The organism is Ruegeria halocynthiae (assembly GCF_900106805.1).
Lineage (GTDB): Bacteria > Pseudomonadota > Alphaproteobacteria > Rhodobacterales > Rhodobacteraceae > Ruegeria > Ruegeria halocynthiae.
Genome location: NZ_FNNP01000001.1, coordinates 346,415 through 363,632, shown reverse-complemented (window position 1 = coordinate 363,632; position 17,218 = coordinate 346,415). Strand labels below are relative to the sequence as shown.

Below are 17,218 nucleotides of genomic sequence, written 5' to 3'. Positions count from 1 at the left end.
CGAGTAACGTCTTAACCACAGACAGATCACTCGAAGGGGGTTAATATGATTTTGGTAGTTGATGGGCTGAACAGGCATCTGTTCACCGAAGTTCTTGACGATATGTTCGAACTGCGCGCTCGGGTTTTTGGCGGGCGACTAGGTTGGGACGTAAATATCGAAGATGGTAAAGAAATCGACCAGTTCGATCACCTGGATCCTGCATATGTAATCGGCCTCGACGATGAGGGGAACGTCGTAGCCGCAGTACGTGCACTCCAGACCACTGGTCCACACATGCTTTCGGATGTGTTCTCGGATATCTTATGCGGCGAAGCACCAATGCGCAGCGCCACCATGTGGGAATCCACCCGATTCTGCGTCGACACGCAGCGCCTGACACGCGGTAAAGAGAAGAACTCAGTCTCTTATGCGACCTGTGAGCTGATGATCGGTTCTCTGGAATACTGCCGCAACGCGGGTATTCAGGACATCATCACCGTGATCGACCCGGTTATGAACCGCGTCCTGAAACGTTCGAACTGTGCGCCCTACGACTATGTGGGCGAAACTGTTCCGATGGGTAAAGTCCCGGCCATGGCGGCCTTGCTGGATTGCTCCGAAGAACGTATCTCGGGCCTTCGTGAGTTTGCGGACATCCGACACGATGTCTTTATAGAAGAAGAAAAGGCGCTGGAAATGATCGAGGCTATGAAGGCCTCGAAAATCAGCCCCGCAAACCGCGATCACAAACCACTTACTGATCTTGAGAAGTACTTTGTCGAACAGATGAGTGCAGCCAAGACGGAAGATGAAAGACAAGCAGTGCTGAAACTGATCGAAGCGCTGTCTGACACATTCACCCCAGAGCAGAAGACCGCTCTGTTACAGACCCCCCGTGCTTTTGCTCATGAGGCCTGACCCCCTCACCTCATAGTACAAAGCCACCCACGCGGAGCCGTCTAATTTTAGACGGCTCCGCTTTATTGTGGCTCCGGATAAGGAGAAGGAAGAGGATTACTCCTCTTCCAGTGCCTCAACGGCTTTCTGCAGGTCGTCTTTGTTGACTTCTTTGTCCGCGACCTGAGCCAGTTCGAAAACGTAGTCGACCACCTTGTCCTCAAAAATCGGCGCGCGCAGCTGCTGCTGCATCTGGGCGTTCTGCTGCACGAACTCAAAGAACTGACGTTCCTGACCAGGGTACTGACGCGCCTGGGTCATAATCGCCTGTGTCATCTCTGAATCAGACACCTCAACTTCGGCCTTCTGGCCCAGCTCGGCCAGCAACAGACCCAGACGCACGCGGCGCTCGGCCAGTTTGTTATGCTCGTCGGTGGGCTCAATCTCGGGGTGATCGTGGCCTTCGACGTCAGGGTTTTCTTCGTGCCACAGCTGATGTGCAATCTGCTTGGCTTCGGCGTCAACCAGCGACGGCGGCAGGTCGAATGACACTTTCTCGTCAAGTGCGTCCAGCAGAGCGCGCTTCATGACCGCGCGCGATGCACCAGCGTATTCAGCTTCCAGACGCTCAGCAATCTGGGATTTCAACGCAGCCAGATCCTCGGCGCCGAATTTCTTGGCCAGCTCATCGTCAAGCTCGGCGGCGACGGGCTCTTTCACCTCTTTGATGGTGCAGGTGAAAACGGCGTCTTTACCGGCCAGATGCTCGGCACCGTATTCTTCAGGGAAGGTGACGTTGACGTCTTTTTCTTCCTCAGCCTTCGCACCGACCAGCTGCTCTTCAAAGCCGGGGATAAAGCTGTTCGAACCCAGAACCAGCGGATAGTCTTCGGCCGAGCCGCCTTCGAACTCTTCGCCGTCAACCTTGCCGACAAAATCGAACACGACCTGATCGCCGTCTTTTGCTTTCGAACCCTTGCGGCGCGCTTTGAAGTTCTGCGCGGTCTCGGCCAGGTTGTTCAGCGCTTCTTCAACGGCTGCGTCATCGGCTTTAACAACCAGCTTCTCCAGCTCGACCGATTTCAGGTCAACCTCGGGGATCGCGGGCAGCGCCTCATAGGACATCGCAACTTCTACGTCGTCGCCTTCTTTCCAGTCTTCGTTGGTCATCTTGACCTCGGGCTGCAGCGCGGGTCGTTCGCCGCTGTCCTCAAAATGCTTGTTCATCGCACCGTCGATGGTTTCCTGCATCGCTTCGCCAAGCAGGCGCTGGCCAAACTGCTTTTTCAGCAGCGCCATCGGCACCTTGCCTTTGCGGAAACCCTTCATCTCGACTTCGGGCTGCGCTTCGGTCAGTTTTTCGTTAACCTTGTCGTCCAGCTCAGCTGCAGTCACAACGATGTTGTAGCCGCGTTTCAGACCTTCGTTCAGCGTCTCGGTAACCTGCATTATGGTAGTCCCCATAGGATTCGGGGCGCGCGAATAGGGCGCGCCAGGCAAATTTGACGCCTTCTATTTGCCCAGCCGCCTGCGTGCAAGAGGCAAAGGCCCTTTCAGCCCGGTTTTGCCCATATCACAGACGAAAAAACGCCCCGGCGCAGGCCGGGGCGTTCTGTCAACAAAGAGTTGCGAAATCAGAACTTCCAGCGGGCACCCAGCACCCAGGCTTCGTTGTTGTCGAACGAAGCACCATCTTCGAAGTCGTGATTACGGTATTTCAAGTAGGCATCGGTATTGATGCTGTCGATACGCTGAACAACTGCGATACCCCATGCGTCCGTGCTTGAACCGTCGTTCTCGAAATCAGAGCCCGAGAAGTAGTCGATCCCGATGCCGGTCTTGCCCCAGGACACCCACTGATCCTCGTACGCAATCTTGCTGTAGAAGTAATTCGGATCGGAGGCACCATCCGCATCATTATCGCGCGTCCCTGCAGCGACCGTAAAGCTCAGACCATTTTGCAGCAGAACCGAGGCCGAACCGATTGTATCTTTGCGGTCTCCTGATCCATCGTCAGCTGAGCGAACCGCATAAGCCAGAGCCGCAGCAAACTCGACCCCGCCACCGAAGGTGTTGTTATACCTCAGGCCGATGTCGTAGTAGTCGTCGTCATCGTCGCTGGACAGAATGTTCTGACCGTAAGCAATCCCACCGGTGAAACCGCTGAATGTCGGCGTATCATAGCGTACGCGACCACGGCGAGCCCCGTCAAAGTTGCTGCTGGAATCGCCAACTGTGATATCGCTCAGAAGGCCGTCAGTGCCGCGGTAGAAAAATCCACCATTCTCGTCATTGGTAAACGAATACAGTGCGGTCCCAACATAGGACAGGTCCGCTTCTGCGGCTCCATCCGATACCATGCTGCCCTGACCGGCCGAGAATTTACCCCAATCCCCCGCCAACGCAAAGTCGACATGGCGGATATCTTCACGGGTCCAACCGCTGAAATCGGTGCCCAGCTGGTTCCACTCGCTTGAATTCGGCAGTCCAAGCGCGGTTTCAAAGCGGAAGGTGAAATCGTTACTACCGAAGGGTTGCAACAATTCAAGCCCGACCCGGCTGTTTGACAGGTCATTGTCCAACACGCGGGTCTCGGTCTCTTCTCCGTCATCGACCGAAATCAGAGCCGGATGCAACTGCCCATAAAGCAGGACATATCCGCCCGTATTGTTTTCGTATTTCAGTTCTGCGGCGGCTGGGATTGCGGTCGTCGCAACAAGCGCCGCCGCTATCGAAGTCAGCTTAAATTTCACTGTCATGTCATTCACCATTAATTGGTCAGGTTTCCGATACTGTCGATATGCTCACGAGGTTTAAGGGTTCCAATGATCGCTGAACCTTCTGGGTTCAGCATTGTATTTCTGCCACAGGCCGCACCGACTCTTTAGAAGAAAAAATTTTGTTATCAATGCATTGATCCGAACCGAAAAGAGTGCCCGGCGGTCCCGCAAAACAATTCTGGCGTCGCGCGTTGCAGCTTGCAAACATCCGCTATGCACCCACTGGGATCGAGCGGCAAAACCTTGCCGGTTTATCCCCCTATCGGCTAAAATTTGCTCACAGCGCCGTGGCATCAGGTTGTGCGAATACGGATGGCACCAGTTCCGGCAGATCTTCGGCAATCAATCCCGGCCCAAAATACCTTGCGCACTCTACATGAAGCCATGCGGCAGATACAGCGGCACACATCGGGGGAAACCCGCGCGCCATAAGACCAGTAATAAATCCTGCCAAAACATCACCAGATCCTGCAGTCGCCAACCATGGCGCCGCGCGCTCATAATGCGCTGCGTTGACAGCACACTGCCCATCCGGCGCAGCAATCACCGTATCAGGGCCCTTGTACAAAACCACACAACCCGCCCGTGCTGCTGCCGCGCGCACGGCGTCTACCTTGGAATAGGCAGGCCCCTGGCCTGGCATGGCCGAGAGCTTTTCGGCGATATCCGGGAACAGCCGGGCAAACTCGCCCCCGTGCGGTGTTAGAACACATTTGCCGTGCAGAAGCTCCAGTAACGCTGCGGTCTCATCCGCAAACGCCGTCAGCGCATCCGCGTCCAGCACCACCGAACGCTGCGAAGCCAGCGCCGCGGGAACCAAGTCCTGCGCGCGCGCCAATCCCAGACCCGGCCCGAGGCAGAGCGCATTCAACCGCGCATCCAGTAACGTTTCGGATAAATCTTTACCCCCTTCGATCCGCTGTATCATGAGAGCGGTAATCTGCCCCGCCACCTCCATCTGCGCAGATGGAGGGACACCTAGCGTCACCAACCCTGCACCAACCCGCAACGCACCCCGCGCCGCCAGTCGCGCTGCACCCGTTTTGCCCACTCCACCGGTCAGGACAAAGGCATGACCATGCGTGTATTTATGAGCATGTTCCGTCTTGCAAAAAGAGGGGCTAGATGGCCGTTCGGCAGATTTTACGATCTCAGCGTCGTCAACCTCAAGGCTCAACCCGATATCTTTCACGACCAGCCGACCACAAAAGGATGGCCCCTCGCCCAGAACATGCCCAAGCTTGCGCGCGTGGAATGAGACAGTCAGAGCGGATCGGGCGCAACGGCGACCATACTGCGGAAACGCCCCCCCAAGTACTTTGCCCGAATCCGAGCAAAGACCAGACGGCAGGTCAATTGCGACCGTACGTGGCGGGACAATATCAGTGCCCGAACCACACCTTCGCATGTCCCACGCATCTTCTGCATCATCATGCACCCAAAGGTGTTCCCACAATGCCTGATCTTCGATTGACCGCGTCAGGCCGGTTCCGAATAGCGCATCAATGGAGAGATCAGGATGCTTTATTTTCGCCTGAACAAAATCGGCTACGCCTGATGTCGTCCCCTCCCATCGTTCGTAATTCACCTTTGCATCCGGCGGCAGCTTGGCCGGGTCACCGAATAGAAGCGCCTCGACCTCCCACCCCTGCTCACGCAGTAACCGTGCGACCACAAAGCCGTCACCGCCATTATTACCCGGCCCGCACAGCACAACCGCGCGACCGGCAGAGCCCCCCAGTTCCGGCCATTCTTCGAAAATCGCCTCGACAACGCCTCGCCCGGCCCGCTCCATCAGCTCCAGACCAGTCACCTGGCCGGTCTCAATCGCAGCCCGTTCGATCATCCGCATCTGTGTCGCTGTCAGCAATTCCGCCATCTAAAACCCTCGTGCGATTCATTTCTGATTACATTTTGTGCAAGCCGATCAAAATTTCATCCACCGCCCGATTTCGCTGCACCACGCACCGACCAAATCCGCCATCCCATTGCCGCATGATCTTAGACGTGATCATTGCCATCGTGACAACCATGCAAGGTAAGCCGGAATGAAAAAGATCGAAGCGATCATCAAGCCGTTCAAGCTGGACGAAGTGAAAGAAGCGCTGCAGGACGTAGGTGTTCAGGGTCTCAGCGTGATCGAGGTCAAGGGATTTGGCCGACAGAAAGGTCACACCGAACTCTATCGCGGGGCTGAATACGTTGTCGACTTTCTGCCCAAGGTAAAAGTCGAAGTCGTTCTGGACGATGATCAGGTTGACGCTGCCATCGAAGCCATCGTCGGCGCCGCCAAAACCGACAAGATTGGTGACGGTAAGATTTTCGTCTCCCCCGTAGAACAGGCCATCCGCATCCGCACCGGTGAGACCGGCTCGGACGCACTTTAATTCAACCGAATACAAACATATCTATCAGAAGGACCAAGGGAATGAGCGTAGACGCAGTTCTCAAGACACTCCGCGAAGAAGACGTCGCCTATGTCGATATTCGCTTCACTGACGTGCGCGGCAAGCTGCAGCATGTAACCGTCGACGTCGATCTGGTTGACGAAGACTTCCTCGAGGAAGGTTTCATGTTTGACGGCTCGTCCATCGCGGGCTGGAAGTCGATCGAGAACTCGGACATGAAACTGATTGCCGATACCACGTCGGCCTATATTGATCCGTTCTATGCCGAAAAAACGCTGTGTCTGCACTGCTCGATCGTTGAACCGGACACAGGCGAAGCGTACAGCCGTGACCCACGCGGAACCGCGCAGAAGGCCGAATCTTACCTGAGATCCTCGGGCATCGGCGACGTTGCCTACATGGGTCCTGAGGCCGAGTTCTTCCTGTTTGATGACGTTCGTTTTTCAAACACAATCAACAAGGTATCGTTCGAAGTTGATGCTACTGACGCATCCTGGAACACTGACACCGAGTATGAGATGGGCAACATGGGTCATCGCCCCGGTGTCAAGGGTGGTTACTTTCCGGTCAACCCCATTGACGAAGCACAGGACCTGCGTTCCGAGATGCTATCGACCATGAAACGCCTTGGCATGAAGGTCGACAAGCACCACCACGAAGTGGCGTCGTGCCAGCACGAATTGGGCCTGATCTTTGACAGCCTGACCAAACAGGCGGATGAACTGCAGAAATACAAATACGTCATCCACAACGTAGCGCATGCATATGGCAAATCGGCGACATTCATGCCCAAGCCTATCTATGGTGATAACGGCACTGGTATGCATGTGAACATGTCGATCTGGAAAGACGGCAAGCCCTTGTTCGCGGGCGACAAATACGCTGACCTGTCGGATGAGGCTTTGTATTTCATCGGTGGCATCCTCAAACACGCCAAAACTCTGAACGCGTTCACCAACCCGGCAACCAACAGCTACAAGCGCCTGATCCCCGGATTTGAGGCCCCCGTCCTGCGCGCCTACTCGGCCCGTAACCGTTCGGGTTGCGTACGTATTCCGTGGACCGAAAGCCCGAAAGCCAAACGCGTCGAGGCCCGCTTCCCCGATCCAGCAGCCAACCCCTACCTGTGCTTTGCTGCCCTGCTGATGGCCGGCCTGGACGGCATCAAGAATAAGATCGATCCCGGCGAAGCAATGGACAAGAACCTGTACGATCTGCCCGCCGAAGAACTGGCAGACATCCCGACCGTCTGCGGCAGCCTGCGTGAGGCACTGGAAGCGCTGGCATCGGATCACGACTTCCTGTTGCAGGGCGACGTGTTCACCAAAGACCAGATCGACGGCTACATCGCTCTGAAGATGGAAGAAGTCGAAACTTACGAGCACACACCGCACCCGGTTGAGTACGGAATGTACTACAGCTGCTGACCAAAAGTTTTCGACGAAAATTCTCGCGGGGCGCCTATTGGGCGCCCCTTTTTAGTATCACATTTGACGGAATGCGGGCGGCCCTCCAAACTTGAGGCAAAGCCAGTACAGGAGAGTCCGCATGACCCAGGATACGCTATTCTCGCAATTCTCGGACTTTGTGACCTCAGCCGAGGAACTTGAGCGGATCACCGGCGCTCCGTTGCCGCAGATAATAGCCAAAGAGCTTTCGGCGCTGGATCAGATGTGTCGCGACTTTATCGCATCTTCACCTTTCTGCTTGATCGCTTCGGCGAACCCGTCCGGGTACCTTGATATCTCTCCGCGCGGAGACCCGGCAGGGTTTACCCACGTCATCTCAGATACTCTGATCGCCCTGCCCGACCGTCCCGGAAACAAGCGTACAGACACATTCCACAATGTCCTGAAAGACCCACGTATCAGTGTAATATTCTTTGTACCCGGGAAAATGGAAACACTGCGTCTGCGTGGTTCGGCACGTATTTGTGTAGACCACGAGTTGCTCGCGTCGATGGCATTTGGCGGCCACACCCCAAAACTGGCCCTGTTGATTCATGTAGAGACCGTTTTCGCGCATTGCCCCAAATGCATCATCCGTTCAAACCTGTGGCAACCGGATGAATGGCCAGAGTCATCTCATCTGCCCAACATGAACACGATGATGGTCAAACAAGCCAAGATCGACAAAACCCCAGAAGAATGGTTCGTAAGCTTGAAAGGCACAGGAGAGCTTGACCTGTATTAAACCACTTTGCGGCATGTTGAACTCAGCATAGTCTGAGTGGAGATTTTTCTGCTATCGGATTTTCGCCATGTTTCGCATTCTCAGCTTCGCCGCGCTCGCTTTTCTAGCACCCACGTTGGCCCTGTCCGCCCCGTGCGGGAACACCAGCAGCGGGTTCGAGGCTTGGAAAGCTGATTTCGCCAAAACCGCGAAACGGGCGGGTGTAAAGAAAAAGGGCTTGCAGGCACTCTCGCAAACAAACTACGCCACGCGGACCATTTCAGCAGATCGCAATCAGAAGAGCTTTAAATACTCACTGGACAAGTTCATGCAGGTGCGCGGCGCAAACACCATCGTTGCGCAGGGACGCAAACGCAAAGCCCGCAACCCGCAATTTTATGCCGCGCTGGAACGCCAATACGGCGTTCCGGCAGGTGTACTGATTGCCATTCACGGCATGGAAACCAGCTTTGGCGGCTTCATGGGAGACAGCCAGGTTGTTTCCGCAATCACAACATTGGCCTATGATTGTCGCCGATCCGAGTTCTTTATCCCCCACGCCATCGGCGCCCTGAAACTGGTCGATAAGGGCAGTCTCACGATGGCGACAAAAGGGGCAAAACATGGCGAGCTGGGTCACACACAGTTCCTGCCCGGCAATGCTCTGACTTATGGTGTGGACGCCACCGGCGACGGCCGCGTCGACTTCTACAACATGACTGACGCTCTGGCCTCGACCGCGAATTTCTTACGTAAGAAAGGGTGGAAGGCAGGTCGTGGCTATCAGCCGGGTGAGCCGAATTTCGTAGTGATACAGCAGTGGAATGCGGCCTCGGTCTACCAACAATCCATCGCAATTATGGCTGCGCGAATCGACAACTGAGGCGAACCAGGGGTTGTGCCCGGCGCACCCGATTTCGGCCACATTGTTGCCACACAATATTAAGGAAACCCCAATTTTTATGGTTTCCAAAGCGTAATCAATAATCGAAAATATCGACTTTTCTCCATTTTCGTCAAAATTTGCACCATTTCGCCGGTTACTCTGTTGTGAAGTTTATTACGGCGAAGGAACATGCTGTGACTGCGAAACATACGTACCACGGTGGTCTTCAGTTCGATGGCTCTGCGGATGGCACGCTCGAGCGTCTGTGCGAGGTCGTGTCGACCACGCTCGGGGATTATGGCCATCTGGTCGAACGCAAGACGATTCTCAGCACCTCCGAAGCCAGCATCGTCAGCAGCCAGTATCTTGTACGCCTGACACTGGATTCGGAACCAACAGAGCCCGATCACAACCATCACGAACGGATGGACAGAACAGCGGGCCTCAAGACCATGACGCGCCCCGCCGTGACACCGCCGGGCAACCGCCTGACGATTTCGATTAATCCAGTGTCGAAACTGCTCGACGACAGCGAAATTTCCGAATTGATGCTCGTCGTGATCCTTTATCGAATGGTCGACATCTGTACGACCCGACGTGTCGAATGGTTGTCACCCAAAACGGTCTTGACCATCGAACAATTCATGAGCGCGTTTGATTCAATGGCCCCACGCAGTTCCCGAAACCGCAAACAGGTTTTTGAAGCGGTCAGTGGCCCCTTTGCGGGTCTCGATCTGCCCGATCCAGATCCTGCACTTGCGGAAGTTGAGCAAACCAAGCCGCGCCCGATCCAACTGAGCGATGATCAGCTTCTCAGCATCGCTTTTCGCACCGAAACCGAGATCCCCAAGCCGGCAGCAGTTCTTCAGAAAACGGAAGATGGGGAAGATCGCCCGAGTGACATTCTGCGATTGACAAGCTGGGGGATGACCGGTGCGATCGCAAGTATTTCGACGCCGATCGCCCTGTCTCTGGCCGCCGTCAATCTGATCCGGGGTGAGGATTTCCGCCTGAACACCCAAGTGTTGTCTTTTACGGCAGCAATTTATGGCTTGAACGTCACCAATGCATTTGCCGAGGTCGCCAGCGTCATTGGCATATAACCGAATTACCGAAGACCCTCCTAGGAGACCCCGCCATCAGGCGGGGTTTTCCATTTCAGCGATCCGCGCGGCTGACATTACATAGGTATGGATAGCGAAGATCACAGCTTTGGTTTGTGGTAGACGCAGAAGAGTTTGACGTTCACTGCGGAGATATCGGGCCGAGTATTCGTCACGGGGTTCGCGCCGATGATGGATGCTGCGCGGCTGGAACAGCTCAGCGTCATGATACCAAAGCGCATTGAACCGCCACAGTGGACGATCGGGCTGAATGCCATCGAACAAGCGCTGAACCCTGCGGGCTATGTTGTCATCGTAGGCATCGACAGTTTCATGGATTGCAATCAGCGGGCGCATGTACTTTTCAGAAAGCATCCAGCTTGCGGGAAAGCACAGGATCGCGCCAGTCAGAACGTGCTCATCCCCTTGCTTTTGCAGAATGCAGAAATCCTCCTGCACCAAATGGCCCAACGTTTCCAGCGGGTGATCCCGGTCAATCTCGACCCTTACTCCGTCGGGCCGAACAACTTGGCTGGGCCCATCCGGGTAGGCTTGCTGCAGAACCAATTCCAACAGTTCGCGCGCGGGCTGCAGCGCCTCGGGGCTTTGGGCCAGAACATCTGATCTACGCTCTGCCAGCAGGTCGGCGCGCCGTTGCATTTGGGCGGCAAAGGCGTCATCCCGGTGCAGCCAGTTCGTGGGATCGGCCGGCTTTATGCCAGGCAGCGGGTTCGGCGCGCGCGGGTCATACGGTATGGCTTGCTGCAATATCACTGTCATGACCGAGGCATAGCACTCTGCTTCGGCTCTGTCGGTCAAAAAGCGACCCGAAGACGGTCGCAAATCATCAAGACGCAACGCGTTGTGCTTTGCAGGCTGGACAGGCAAGCAGAAAGGCCCGCCCGTGAACACGCCCTATCGCGACACCCGCAAGATTGACCCGACCAGGGGTCCCACTCTCGGCGACGGAACCCCGAACGACAATGACAGGATCGAGATCGGACCAACCCAGCTTGCCTTCGACGAATGGGCTGCCGCGGGGCTGAGCCTGCCCAATCTGGAGCGGATGCGGGAATATCGCTGGAAACGACTGACGCAGGGAATTGTCAATCGGGACTGGGGTGGCATTCTGCTATTTGACCCTCTCAACATCCGCTATGCGACCGACAGTACTAACATGCAGCTTTGGAACACTCACAATCCGTTCCGGGCCGTGCTGGTTTGTGCGGACGGGTATATGGTCATCTGGGACTACAAGAACTCTCCTTTCCTATCGAAATTCAACCCGCTGGTGCGCGAGCAACGCTCGGGTGCGGATCTGTTCTATTTCGACCGGGGCGACAAAATAGACATCGCTGCTGATGTGTTCTCGAACGAAGTGCACGCGTTGATCCGCGAGCACGGCGGCGGAAACATGCGGCTCGGCGTTGACAAGATCATGCTGCACGGACTGCGCGCGCTTGAGGCGCAGGGGTTCGAGGTTATGGAGGGCGAAGAGCTTACCGAGAAAACCCGCGCTGTCAAAGGCCCCGACGAAATCCTCGCCATGCGCTGTGCCAGCCACGCCTGCGAGACGGCAGTGGCCGAGATGGAGCGCTTCGCACGCGCCAATGTAGGAGATGGAAATACATCCGAGGATGACATCTGGGCCGTATTACATGCCGAAAACATCCGGCGCGGAGGCGAGTGGATCGAGACCCGGCTGTTGGCCTCAGGCCAGCGCACCAATCCCTGGTTTCAGGAATGCGGACCGCGTATCACGAGGCAGAACGAGATCATAGCGTTCGATACAGACTTAATTGGATCATACGGCATTTGCATCGACATCTCGCGCACCTGGTGGATCGGAGATCAAACGCCGCGCCCTGATATGATTTACGCAATGCAGCACGCGCACGAACATATCATGACCAATATGGAAATGTTGAAACCTGGCGTTATGATCCCTGAATTGACCGCAAATGCGCACAGGCTGGACGAAAAGTATCAGACACAAAAATACGGTTGCCTGATGCATGGAGTAGGGTTGTGCGATGAATGGCCATTGGTGGCATACCCAGACAAAGCGGTCGAGGGGGCGTTTGACTATCCGCTGGAACCCGGAATGGTGTTGTGCGTCGAAGCAGCTGTGGGAGAGGTTGGCGGCGACTTCTCGATCAAGTTGGAAGATCAAGTCTTGATCACGGAAGACGGGTACGAAAACCTCACAAAATATCCGTTCGACGCACAGTTGATGGGCGCAGGCTAGGCACTAGTTCGGCCAGTTTGACCGTCTGACATTGCCGTGCCAATCCTCGGGTACGGTGACGGTAAGCGTGTCCCGAGGGATATTTCCTAACGGCCAATTTTGACCCAGCGCAAATCCAATTGCGCCCGTCAGCAAAATTGCAAACAGAACTCCGGGGCGAATTTTCGGACTCAGCGGTGCAGATGAAATATGTGCCATTTTGACCTCTGCTTTGGTTACGAAGGATACCTGCAATTTGGGGTGCGCTCATAAATAAGTAAAATGAATGTTTAATCTTACTTTCATCAAGATAAGTGATGAATTAATCTTCACCCTAAATAGAGGCAGCAAGGTAGGCTCGGCCACTCAACGGGTTCCCGAACCCTCACCTTCCCGTTACGCGATTGACACATGGGTTGAGCCGGCTGCCGGCAGCACACAGTATTGTCGAAACTCTGATCACCAAGGATTCATCATGCCCACCGAACGTATCTCATTCGCCGGTCACGACGGCAGCCAATTGGCCGCGCGCCTTGATCTGCCGGACGGGCCGGTTCTGGCAACGGCATTGTTCGCGCATTGCTTCACCTGCTCCAAAGACATTCCTGCCGCGCGGCGCATCTCGGCGCGGCTGGCGGCTATGGGCATCGCGGTTCTTAGATTTGACTTTACGGGTCTTGGCCACTCGGATGGTGAGTTTGCGAATACGACCTTCACCTCGAATGTCGAAGACCTGATCGCCGCTGCGCACTATCTGTCCGGGCGCAACCTAGCGCCCGCTCTGCTGATAGGTCATTCTCTCGGCGGTGCGGCTGTTTTAAGAGCGCGGGCGGGCATCCCATCGGTCAAAGCTGTCGTCACGCTTGGCGCTCCGGCGGACCCAGGGCATGTCTCTCACCACTTCGATGCCGCCCTGCCCCAGATTCAATCGCACGGCAGCGCCGAAGTCTCCCTGGGCGGGCGCCCATTCCGTATTGGCAAGGCTTTTGTCGACGATATCTCGGAAGCCGCGCTCGCCCCGTCCATCGCCGAGCTGAAGGCCGCCTTGCTGATCCTGCACGCACCGCGCGATGAAACCGTCAGCATCGACAATGCCAACACCATCTTTCTGGCCGCGAAACACCCCAAAAGCTTTGTCACACTCGACGATGCCGATCACTTGATCACACGCGCGGCGGATGCGGATTATGCAGCCGATGTCATCGCGGCCTGGGTCTCTCGCTACGTCAAACTGTGCCCTCCGGCACCGCCGCCCGGCGCTCCGGAAGGTGTCGTCCGCGTGACCGAAGCAGACCCGTCGGGTTTCCTGCAAGACATCCAATCAGGCCCGCGCCACCACGCGGTCGCGGATGAACCTGCCTCGTACGGCGGTTCGGATCGGGGCATGTCACCTTATGGGTTTGTGTCTTCCGGGTTGGGGGCATGTACTTCGATGACCATTCGAATGTATGCCCGTCGCAAGCGCTGGCCTCTGACGGGTATCACGGTCGATGTCTGTCACGACAAAGTTCACGCACAGGATGCCGGGCTGGCGAGCGAAGGCAAGGTTGACCAGTTTCGCCGGAAAATCCGGCTGGAAGGCCCGCTGGATGCAGAACAAAAGGCCAAGCTGCTGGAGATCGCCGATAAATGTCCGGTGCATAGAACCCTTGAGGGCTCAGCCCATATCACAACTGAACTTCTGTCGTGACACTCGGTTGGATCAGGGATTTTTCCACTCGGTTGAGTGCGTCTCTCGACGTCTTGTTGCGCCAAGACCGCGCTTGACCACACCAACAACCGAAATCGAATAGACGCACCCCCTCTGATCAAATGAAATCTCCATAAAGGCATCGCGGATATCTTTTCCAAACGGTCCGCGTGGGTGGCCGGCAAAGCCAAATTCGCCCATGTCATCTTCTATTTCATCAATTATGTCTTCGGGAATGGCCTTGGCATTTAGATTGATGCGATACGGGTTCGGCAGATCGATGTTGGGCACACTCAGGATACCGCAGAACGCGGCTGCAATGGCTCTTAGCTGTTCTTCTGTCAGCATCGTCGTCTCCTATTGGCAAAGATCGAGCGGGCTATGACATTCGATAGGTGATGGCTACAACGGATCTCATGAACCAAGCCCGCGCAGATTTCATTCTAGCACAGACTTGGAATTCACATAATCAACCGGGCTTGAGGGGCCATTCCCTCTGACCAAATGGGTTGCTGTCGGGGCAGACCAAGCTGCCCCGGAACCATCAGCGACGTCTTGGCGACGGCCGATGGATCGGTGGTCGTGCCGCCGGAGGACGCGCCACCGGAGGATGCGGGCGCGAGGGCGGTTTGGCGATCGGCGGTTTCGGCCTTGCCGGAGGATTTGGGCGGTCAGGTCTGTCGGGCCGATTGATATCCACGTCTACATCTACGTCGCGATCGTGGTAGTAATCGTTCCACAGCATCGAGTCATAGTACGGGTCATAACCCACGCCATACCCTACCCCGACCGTTACGCCATCGCAGGCTGACAATGTGAAGGTTGCGGCTCCGAGTCCCAGCGCCAGAACAGACCGTTTCATAACTTTGCGAGTCATCCGAACCCCCTTACTGCAAAGACCGGAACGACACGAAAACGGCGTTCAAGGCATCAACATAAGACGGATCTGCCCCGTCCCGCAGGATAGCTACCCCGATAGCTACACGGTCACGCGGCAGATCAATTACCGTTGCAGTAAAGTTCACGCCGCGCCCATCCCGATTGCCGGTGCCTCGAACGACATGAGCGGGCAGTCCGCCAATCCGGGTATCGCTGGTGCTGGTCACGGTCGGGTCTTTAACAAGGAACTTGTCGATATCCTCAAGATAGCGCAGCCCCCCCTTAATGCTGGAAACACGCGAAGGTGAGACAAAGCCCATCCAGACATTATCATCGGTAACTGGCTTGATCCCCATGACGCGCGAAACGGCGCGGGCGTCGCCCAGGTCGGTATCTTCAATCTCACGCGGGCCGCCGGTCCGCAGGGTCCAGAAATCTGGAACGTCAAAGCGGAACAAGGCCCGCCCTTCGTCGGTATAGGTCACAGGCGTGTCCGCCAGCGTCGGCGCGCCGAGCAGCCAAGTCGCAGCACAAGCGGTCAGCGCCATACTTAATAAATTTCGCATATCTCAATAACCTGATCAGTTTTCTCGCATCAGGTTGGCCCAAACAGACCAGATTCGTCCAGTATCCTGTTCTGCTAACAACAAAAAACCGCGCTCGGATCGCTCCGAACGCGGTTGTAATCTTGTTTGACGCGGCAGGATCAGGTGCGTGCGTCGCCCAGCAGTTTCCACAGACCAGGGATCAACAGCGCCGCCAGCGCCAGTTTGATCACATCACCCACGAGGAACGGTGTCAGGCCCCATTCCAGGATCGGGTTTTCCCAGCCGTAAAGCTGACCCAGCCACAACAGGCCCGGCACATAGATCAGCACATTGGCCAGCACCAGCGCCAGCGCCAGCTTGCCGACCGAACGGTCCCAGCCACGTGCCGCCAGTGCACCCAGCAGTACGGTCGCCATCAGGTAACCGACTAGATAGCCTCCGGTGCCGCCCATCATGTAGGTCAGGCCAAATTTCTCGGCCGAAGAACCTGCGAATACGTCAAAGCCCAGTGCGCCAACCAGCAGGTAACCCAGCATGGTGATCAGGCCAAGGCGCGCGCCATAGGCTGTACCGATGGTCAACACAGCGAATGTGCCCATGGTGATCGGAACCGGCCACATCGGCACTTTGATTTTGGCAGCAACAGCCAATGCAACGATACCCAGGGCAACGAGAGCCACCTGCTTGACGCGCAGCGCCGTCCCCTCACGCGGGCCAAAAGCATTGGCCAGTACGTTTGCGTTCATCTCATTTCTCCACATTCGGACTTATTTGCACATGCAGCAATGCCCGTTCCGAGGCGTTGCTGCAAGATGATTACGCTATCGTAGCGCGTATTTGGTTTCCATTTCATAGGATTTTCGCGGTCCGGACACTTTCCAGCAGACCGTCCAGCGCGGCCATCCCGAGAAGTCATATCGTGCATCATAGCTGTCAGGTGGGCAATCGTGGTGATCGTCCGAACGGGTTTGACCCAGCTTGAGCGCGTGAAAATACCGATCATCATCAAAGTGAATGGCGATCTTGTCGCCTGCATCGCGCCAAAGATAGCGCCGCGTTCCGGTCATCGCAGGCTGCCCAGGGATGCGCAGTGTGACCGTCTCATCATAGGTCAACCCATGCGCGTCGAGCTGCAATTCTGCCTGTCCATCCGCTTGAATTAGCTGTCCCGCACGCGCATCCCGGATCAGGCGCGTGAGGCTCCAAACCCCTTGGAAATCTTCGATATTCAGTGGCAGGTTCACTTGACGTAGGTACCGTCTGTCGTTTCTCCGGCATCATCCACAAAGCGGATTGTCTCGCCACTTTGTTCAACGTCATAGCAGGCCCAGATATCCGATGGCGGCCAGACAGAACAATACCGATCAGAACGTACCGCCCAACGTCCGGTGCTGGGGCGAGTTGAAAAGTAACTGGTCTGCATACTGTCTTCGAATGTCTGACTGATACCTTCGCCGTAATCGAGTTTCTTGCCCAGTAGGGCCACCAGAATTTCATCCCCTGTCAGCCGCTGAAACTCTTCCGCGGTCAGAATTCCGGGCCAGAGCAACAAAATCAGGGCAAACCGTCTCATCCCAGCACTCGCGCCTTGTTCCTTGGTGCATGCACGGCTAAACCCCGCGCCAACGCCTCATCCCAATCACAAA

General features: G+C 56.0%; 19 protein-coding genes. 8 read left to right on the top strand and 11 right to left on the bottom strand.

All coding sequences use genetic code 11. The features are described from left to right. Window positions 1-45: 45 nt before the first annotated feature. Window positions 46-900: an acyl-homoserine-lactone synthase gene (locus tag BLU89_RS01870; protein WP_074734014.1), complete on the top strand. Its 855-nt coding sequence runs from the start codon at window positions 46-48 to the stop codon at window positions 898-900. Window positions 901-996: 96 nt separating this feature from the next. On the opposite strand, the gene tig is transcribed toward BLU89_RS01870, so the two are convergent. The 3 genes from tig to BLU89_RS01855 form a co-directional block, all read right to left on the bottom strand. Beyond that, window positions 997-2,328: a trigger factor gene (gene tig, locus BLU89_RS01865; protein WP_074734013.1), complete on the bottom strand. Its 1,332-nt coding sequence runs from the start codon at window positions 2,326-2,328 to the stop codon at window positions 997-999. A 185-nt stretch (window positions 2,329-2,513) separates the two neighbouring features. After that, on the bottom strand, window positions 2,514-3,638 hold the full coding sequence (locus BLU89_RS01860; protein WP_074736292.1) for a porin: 1,125 nt from the start codon (window positions 3,636-3,638) through the stop codon (window positions 2,514-2,516). Window positions 3,639-3,936: 298 nt separating this feature from the next. Beyond that, complete coding sequence (locus BLU89_RS01855; RefSeq protein WP_074734011.1) at window positions 3,937-5,538, bottom strand: NAD(P)H-hydrate dehydratase; 1,602 nt, start codon at window positions 5,536-5,538, stop codon at window positions 3,937-3,939. A 169-nt stretch (window positions 5,539-5,707) separates the two neighbouring features. Here BLU89_RS01855 and BLU89_RS01850 point away from each other — a divergent pair, with 169 nt between their 5' ends. The 5 genes from BLU89_RS01850 to BLU89_RS01830 all read left to right on the top strand — a co-directional run bounded on the left by BLU89_RS01850 (window position 5,708) and on the right by BLU89_RS01830 (window position 10,228). Beyond that, window positions 5,708-6,046, top strand: coding sequence for a P-II family nitrogen regulator (locus tag BLU89_RS01850; protein WP_074734010.1), 339 nt, complete (start codon window positions 5,708-5,710; stop codon window positions 6,044-6,046). A gap of 41 nt (window positions 6,047-6,087) precedes the next feature. Beyond that, a complete protein-coding gene (gene glnA / locus BLU89_RS01845; protein WP_074734008.1) occupies window positions 6,088-7,494 on the top strand; it encodes a type I glutamate--ammonia ligase in 1,407 nt (468 codons plus the stop codon). 121 nt (window positions 7,495-7,615) lie between these two features. Then, window positions 7,616-8,260 carry an MSMEG_1061 family FMN-dependent PPOX-type flavoprotein gene (locus BLU89_RS01840; RefSeq protein ID WP_074734006.1) on the top strand — a complete coding sequence of 215 codons (645 nt, stop codon included), beginning with the start codon at window positions 7,616-7,618 and terminating at the stop codon, window positions 8,258-8,260. Between the two features lie 67 nt (window positions 8,261-8,327). Then, window positions 8,328-9,122, top strand: coding sequence for a lytic murein transglycosylase (locus BLU89_RS01835; protein ID WP_074734004.1), 795 nt, complete (start codon window positions 8,328-8,330; stop codon window positions 9,120-9,122). A gap of 197 nt (window positions 9,123-9,319) precedes the next feature. Then, window positions 9,320-10,228, top strand: coding sequence for a hypothetical protein (locus BLU89_RS01830; RefSeq protein ID WP_245709636.1), 909 nt, complete (start codon window positions 9,320-9,322; stop codon window positions 10,226-10,228). Between the two features lie 36 nt (window positions 10,229-10,264). On the opposite strand, the gene BLU89_RS01825 is transcribed toward BLU89_RS01830, so the two are convergent. Next, window positions 10,265-11,008 (bottom strand): heme-dependent oxidative N-demethylase family protein, encoded by a 744-nt coding sequence (locus tag BLU89_RS01825; RefSeq protein ID WP_074736290.1) that lies wholly within the window; start codon window positions 11,006-11,008, stop codon window positions 10,265-10,267. Between the two features lie 124 nt (window positions 11,009-11,132). On the opposite strand from BLU89_RS01825, the gene dddP reads away from it, so the two are divergent. Then, window positions 11,133-12,476 carry a dimethylsulfonioproprionate lyase DddP gene (gene dddP, locus BLU89_RS01820; RefSeq protein ID WP_074736288.1) on the top strand — a complete coding sequence of 448 codons (1,344 nt, stop codon included), beginning with the start codon at window positions 11,133-11,135 and terminating at the stop codon, window positions 12,474-12,476. 3 nt (window positions 12,477-12,479) lie between these two features. Here dddP and BLU89_RS01815 read toward each other — a convergent pair whose 3' ends face one another. Next, a complete protein-coding gene (locus BLU89_RS01815) occupies window positions 12,480-12,674 on the bottom strand; it encodes a hypothetical protein (RefSeq protein WP_074734000.1) in 195 nt (64 codons plus the stop codon). Between the two features lie 256 nt (window positions 12,675-12,930). Between BLU89_RS01815 and BLU89_RS01810 the strand changes: the two genes are divergently transcribed. Continuing rightward, window positions 12,931-14,145 (top strand): bifunctional alpha/beta hydrolase/OsmC family protein, encoded by a 1,215-nt coding sequence (locus BLU89_RS01810; RefSeq protein WP_074733998.1) that lies wholly within the window; start codon window positions 12,931-12,933, stop codon window positions 14,143-14,145. A 12-nt stretch (window positions 14,146-14,157) separates the two neighbouring features. Here the strand turns inward: BLU89_RS01810 and BLU89_RS01805 are convergent, their stop codons facing one another. From BLU89_RS01805 to BLU89_RS01780, 6 genes are all read right to left on the bottom strand, one after another. After that, window positions 14,158-14,493 (bottom strand): hypothetical protein, encoded by a 336-nt coding sequence (locus tag BLU89_RS01805; protein ID WP_074733996.1) that lies wholly within the window; start codon window positions 14,491-14,493, stop codon window positions 14,158-14,160. A 196-nt stretch (window positions 14,494-14,689) separates the two neighbouring features. Beyond that, the gene (locus BLU89_RS01800) at window positions 14,690-15,022 is read right to left on the bottom strand and encodes a hypothetical protein (protein ID WP_074733994.1); all 333 of its coding nucleotides are present in this window, start codon (window positions 15,020-15,022) and stop codon (window positions 14,690-14,692) included. 10 nt (window positions 15,023-15,032) lie between these two features. After that, a complete protein-coding gene (locus tag BLU89_RS01795; protein ID WP_074733992.1) occupies window positions 15,033-15,590 on the bottom strand; it encodes a hypothetical protein in 558 nt (185 codons plus the stop codon). A gap of 140 nt (window positions 15,591-15,730) precedes the next feature. Next, the gene (locus tag BLU89_RS01790) at window positions 15,731-16,318 is read right to left on the bottom strand and encodes a biotin transporter BioY (RefSeq protein ID WP_074733990.1); all 588 of its coding nucleotides are present in this window, start codon (window positions 16,316-16,318) and stop codon (window positions 15,731-15,733) included. Between the two features lie 75 nt (window positions 16,319-16,393). Beyond that, complete coding sequence (locus BLU89_RS01785; protein ID WP_074733988.1) at window positions 16,394-16,816, bottom strand: DUF6314 family protein; 423 nt, start codon at window positions 16,814-16,816, stop codon at window positions 16,394-16,396. Then, window positions 16,813-17,145: a hypothetical protein gene (locus BLU89_RS01780; RefSeq protein WP_074733986.1), complete on the bottom strand. Its 333-nt coding sequence runs from the start codon at window positions 17,143-17,145 to the stop codon at window positions 16,813-16,815. The genes BLU89_RS01785 and BLU89_RS01780 overlap by 4 nt, the downstream gene beginning before the upstream one ends. Window positions 17,146-17,218 lie beyond the last annotated feature (73 nt).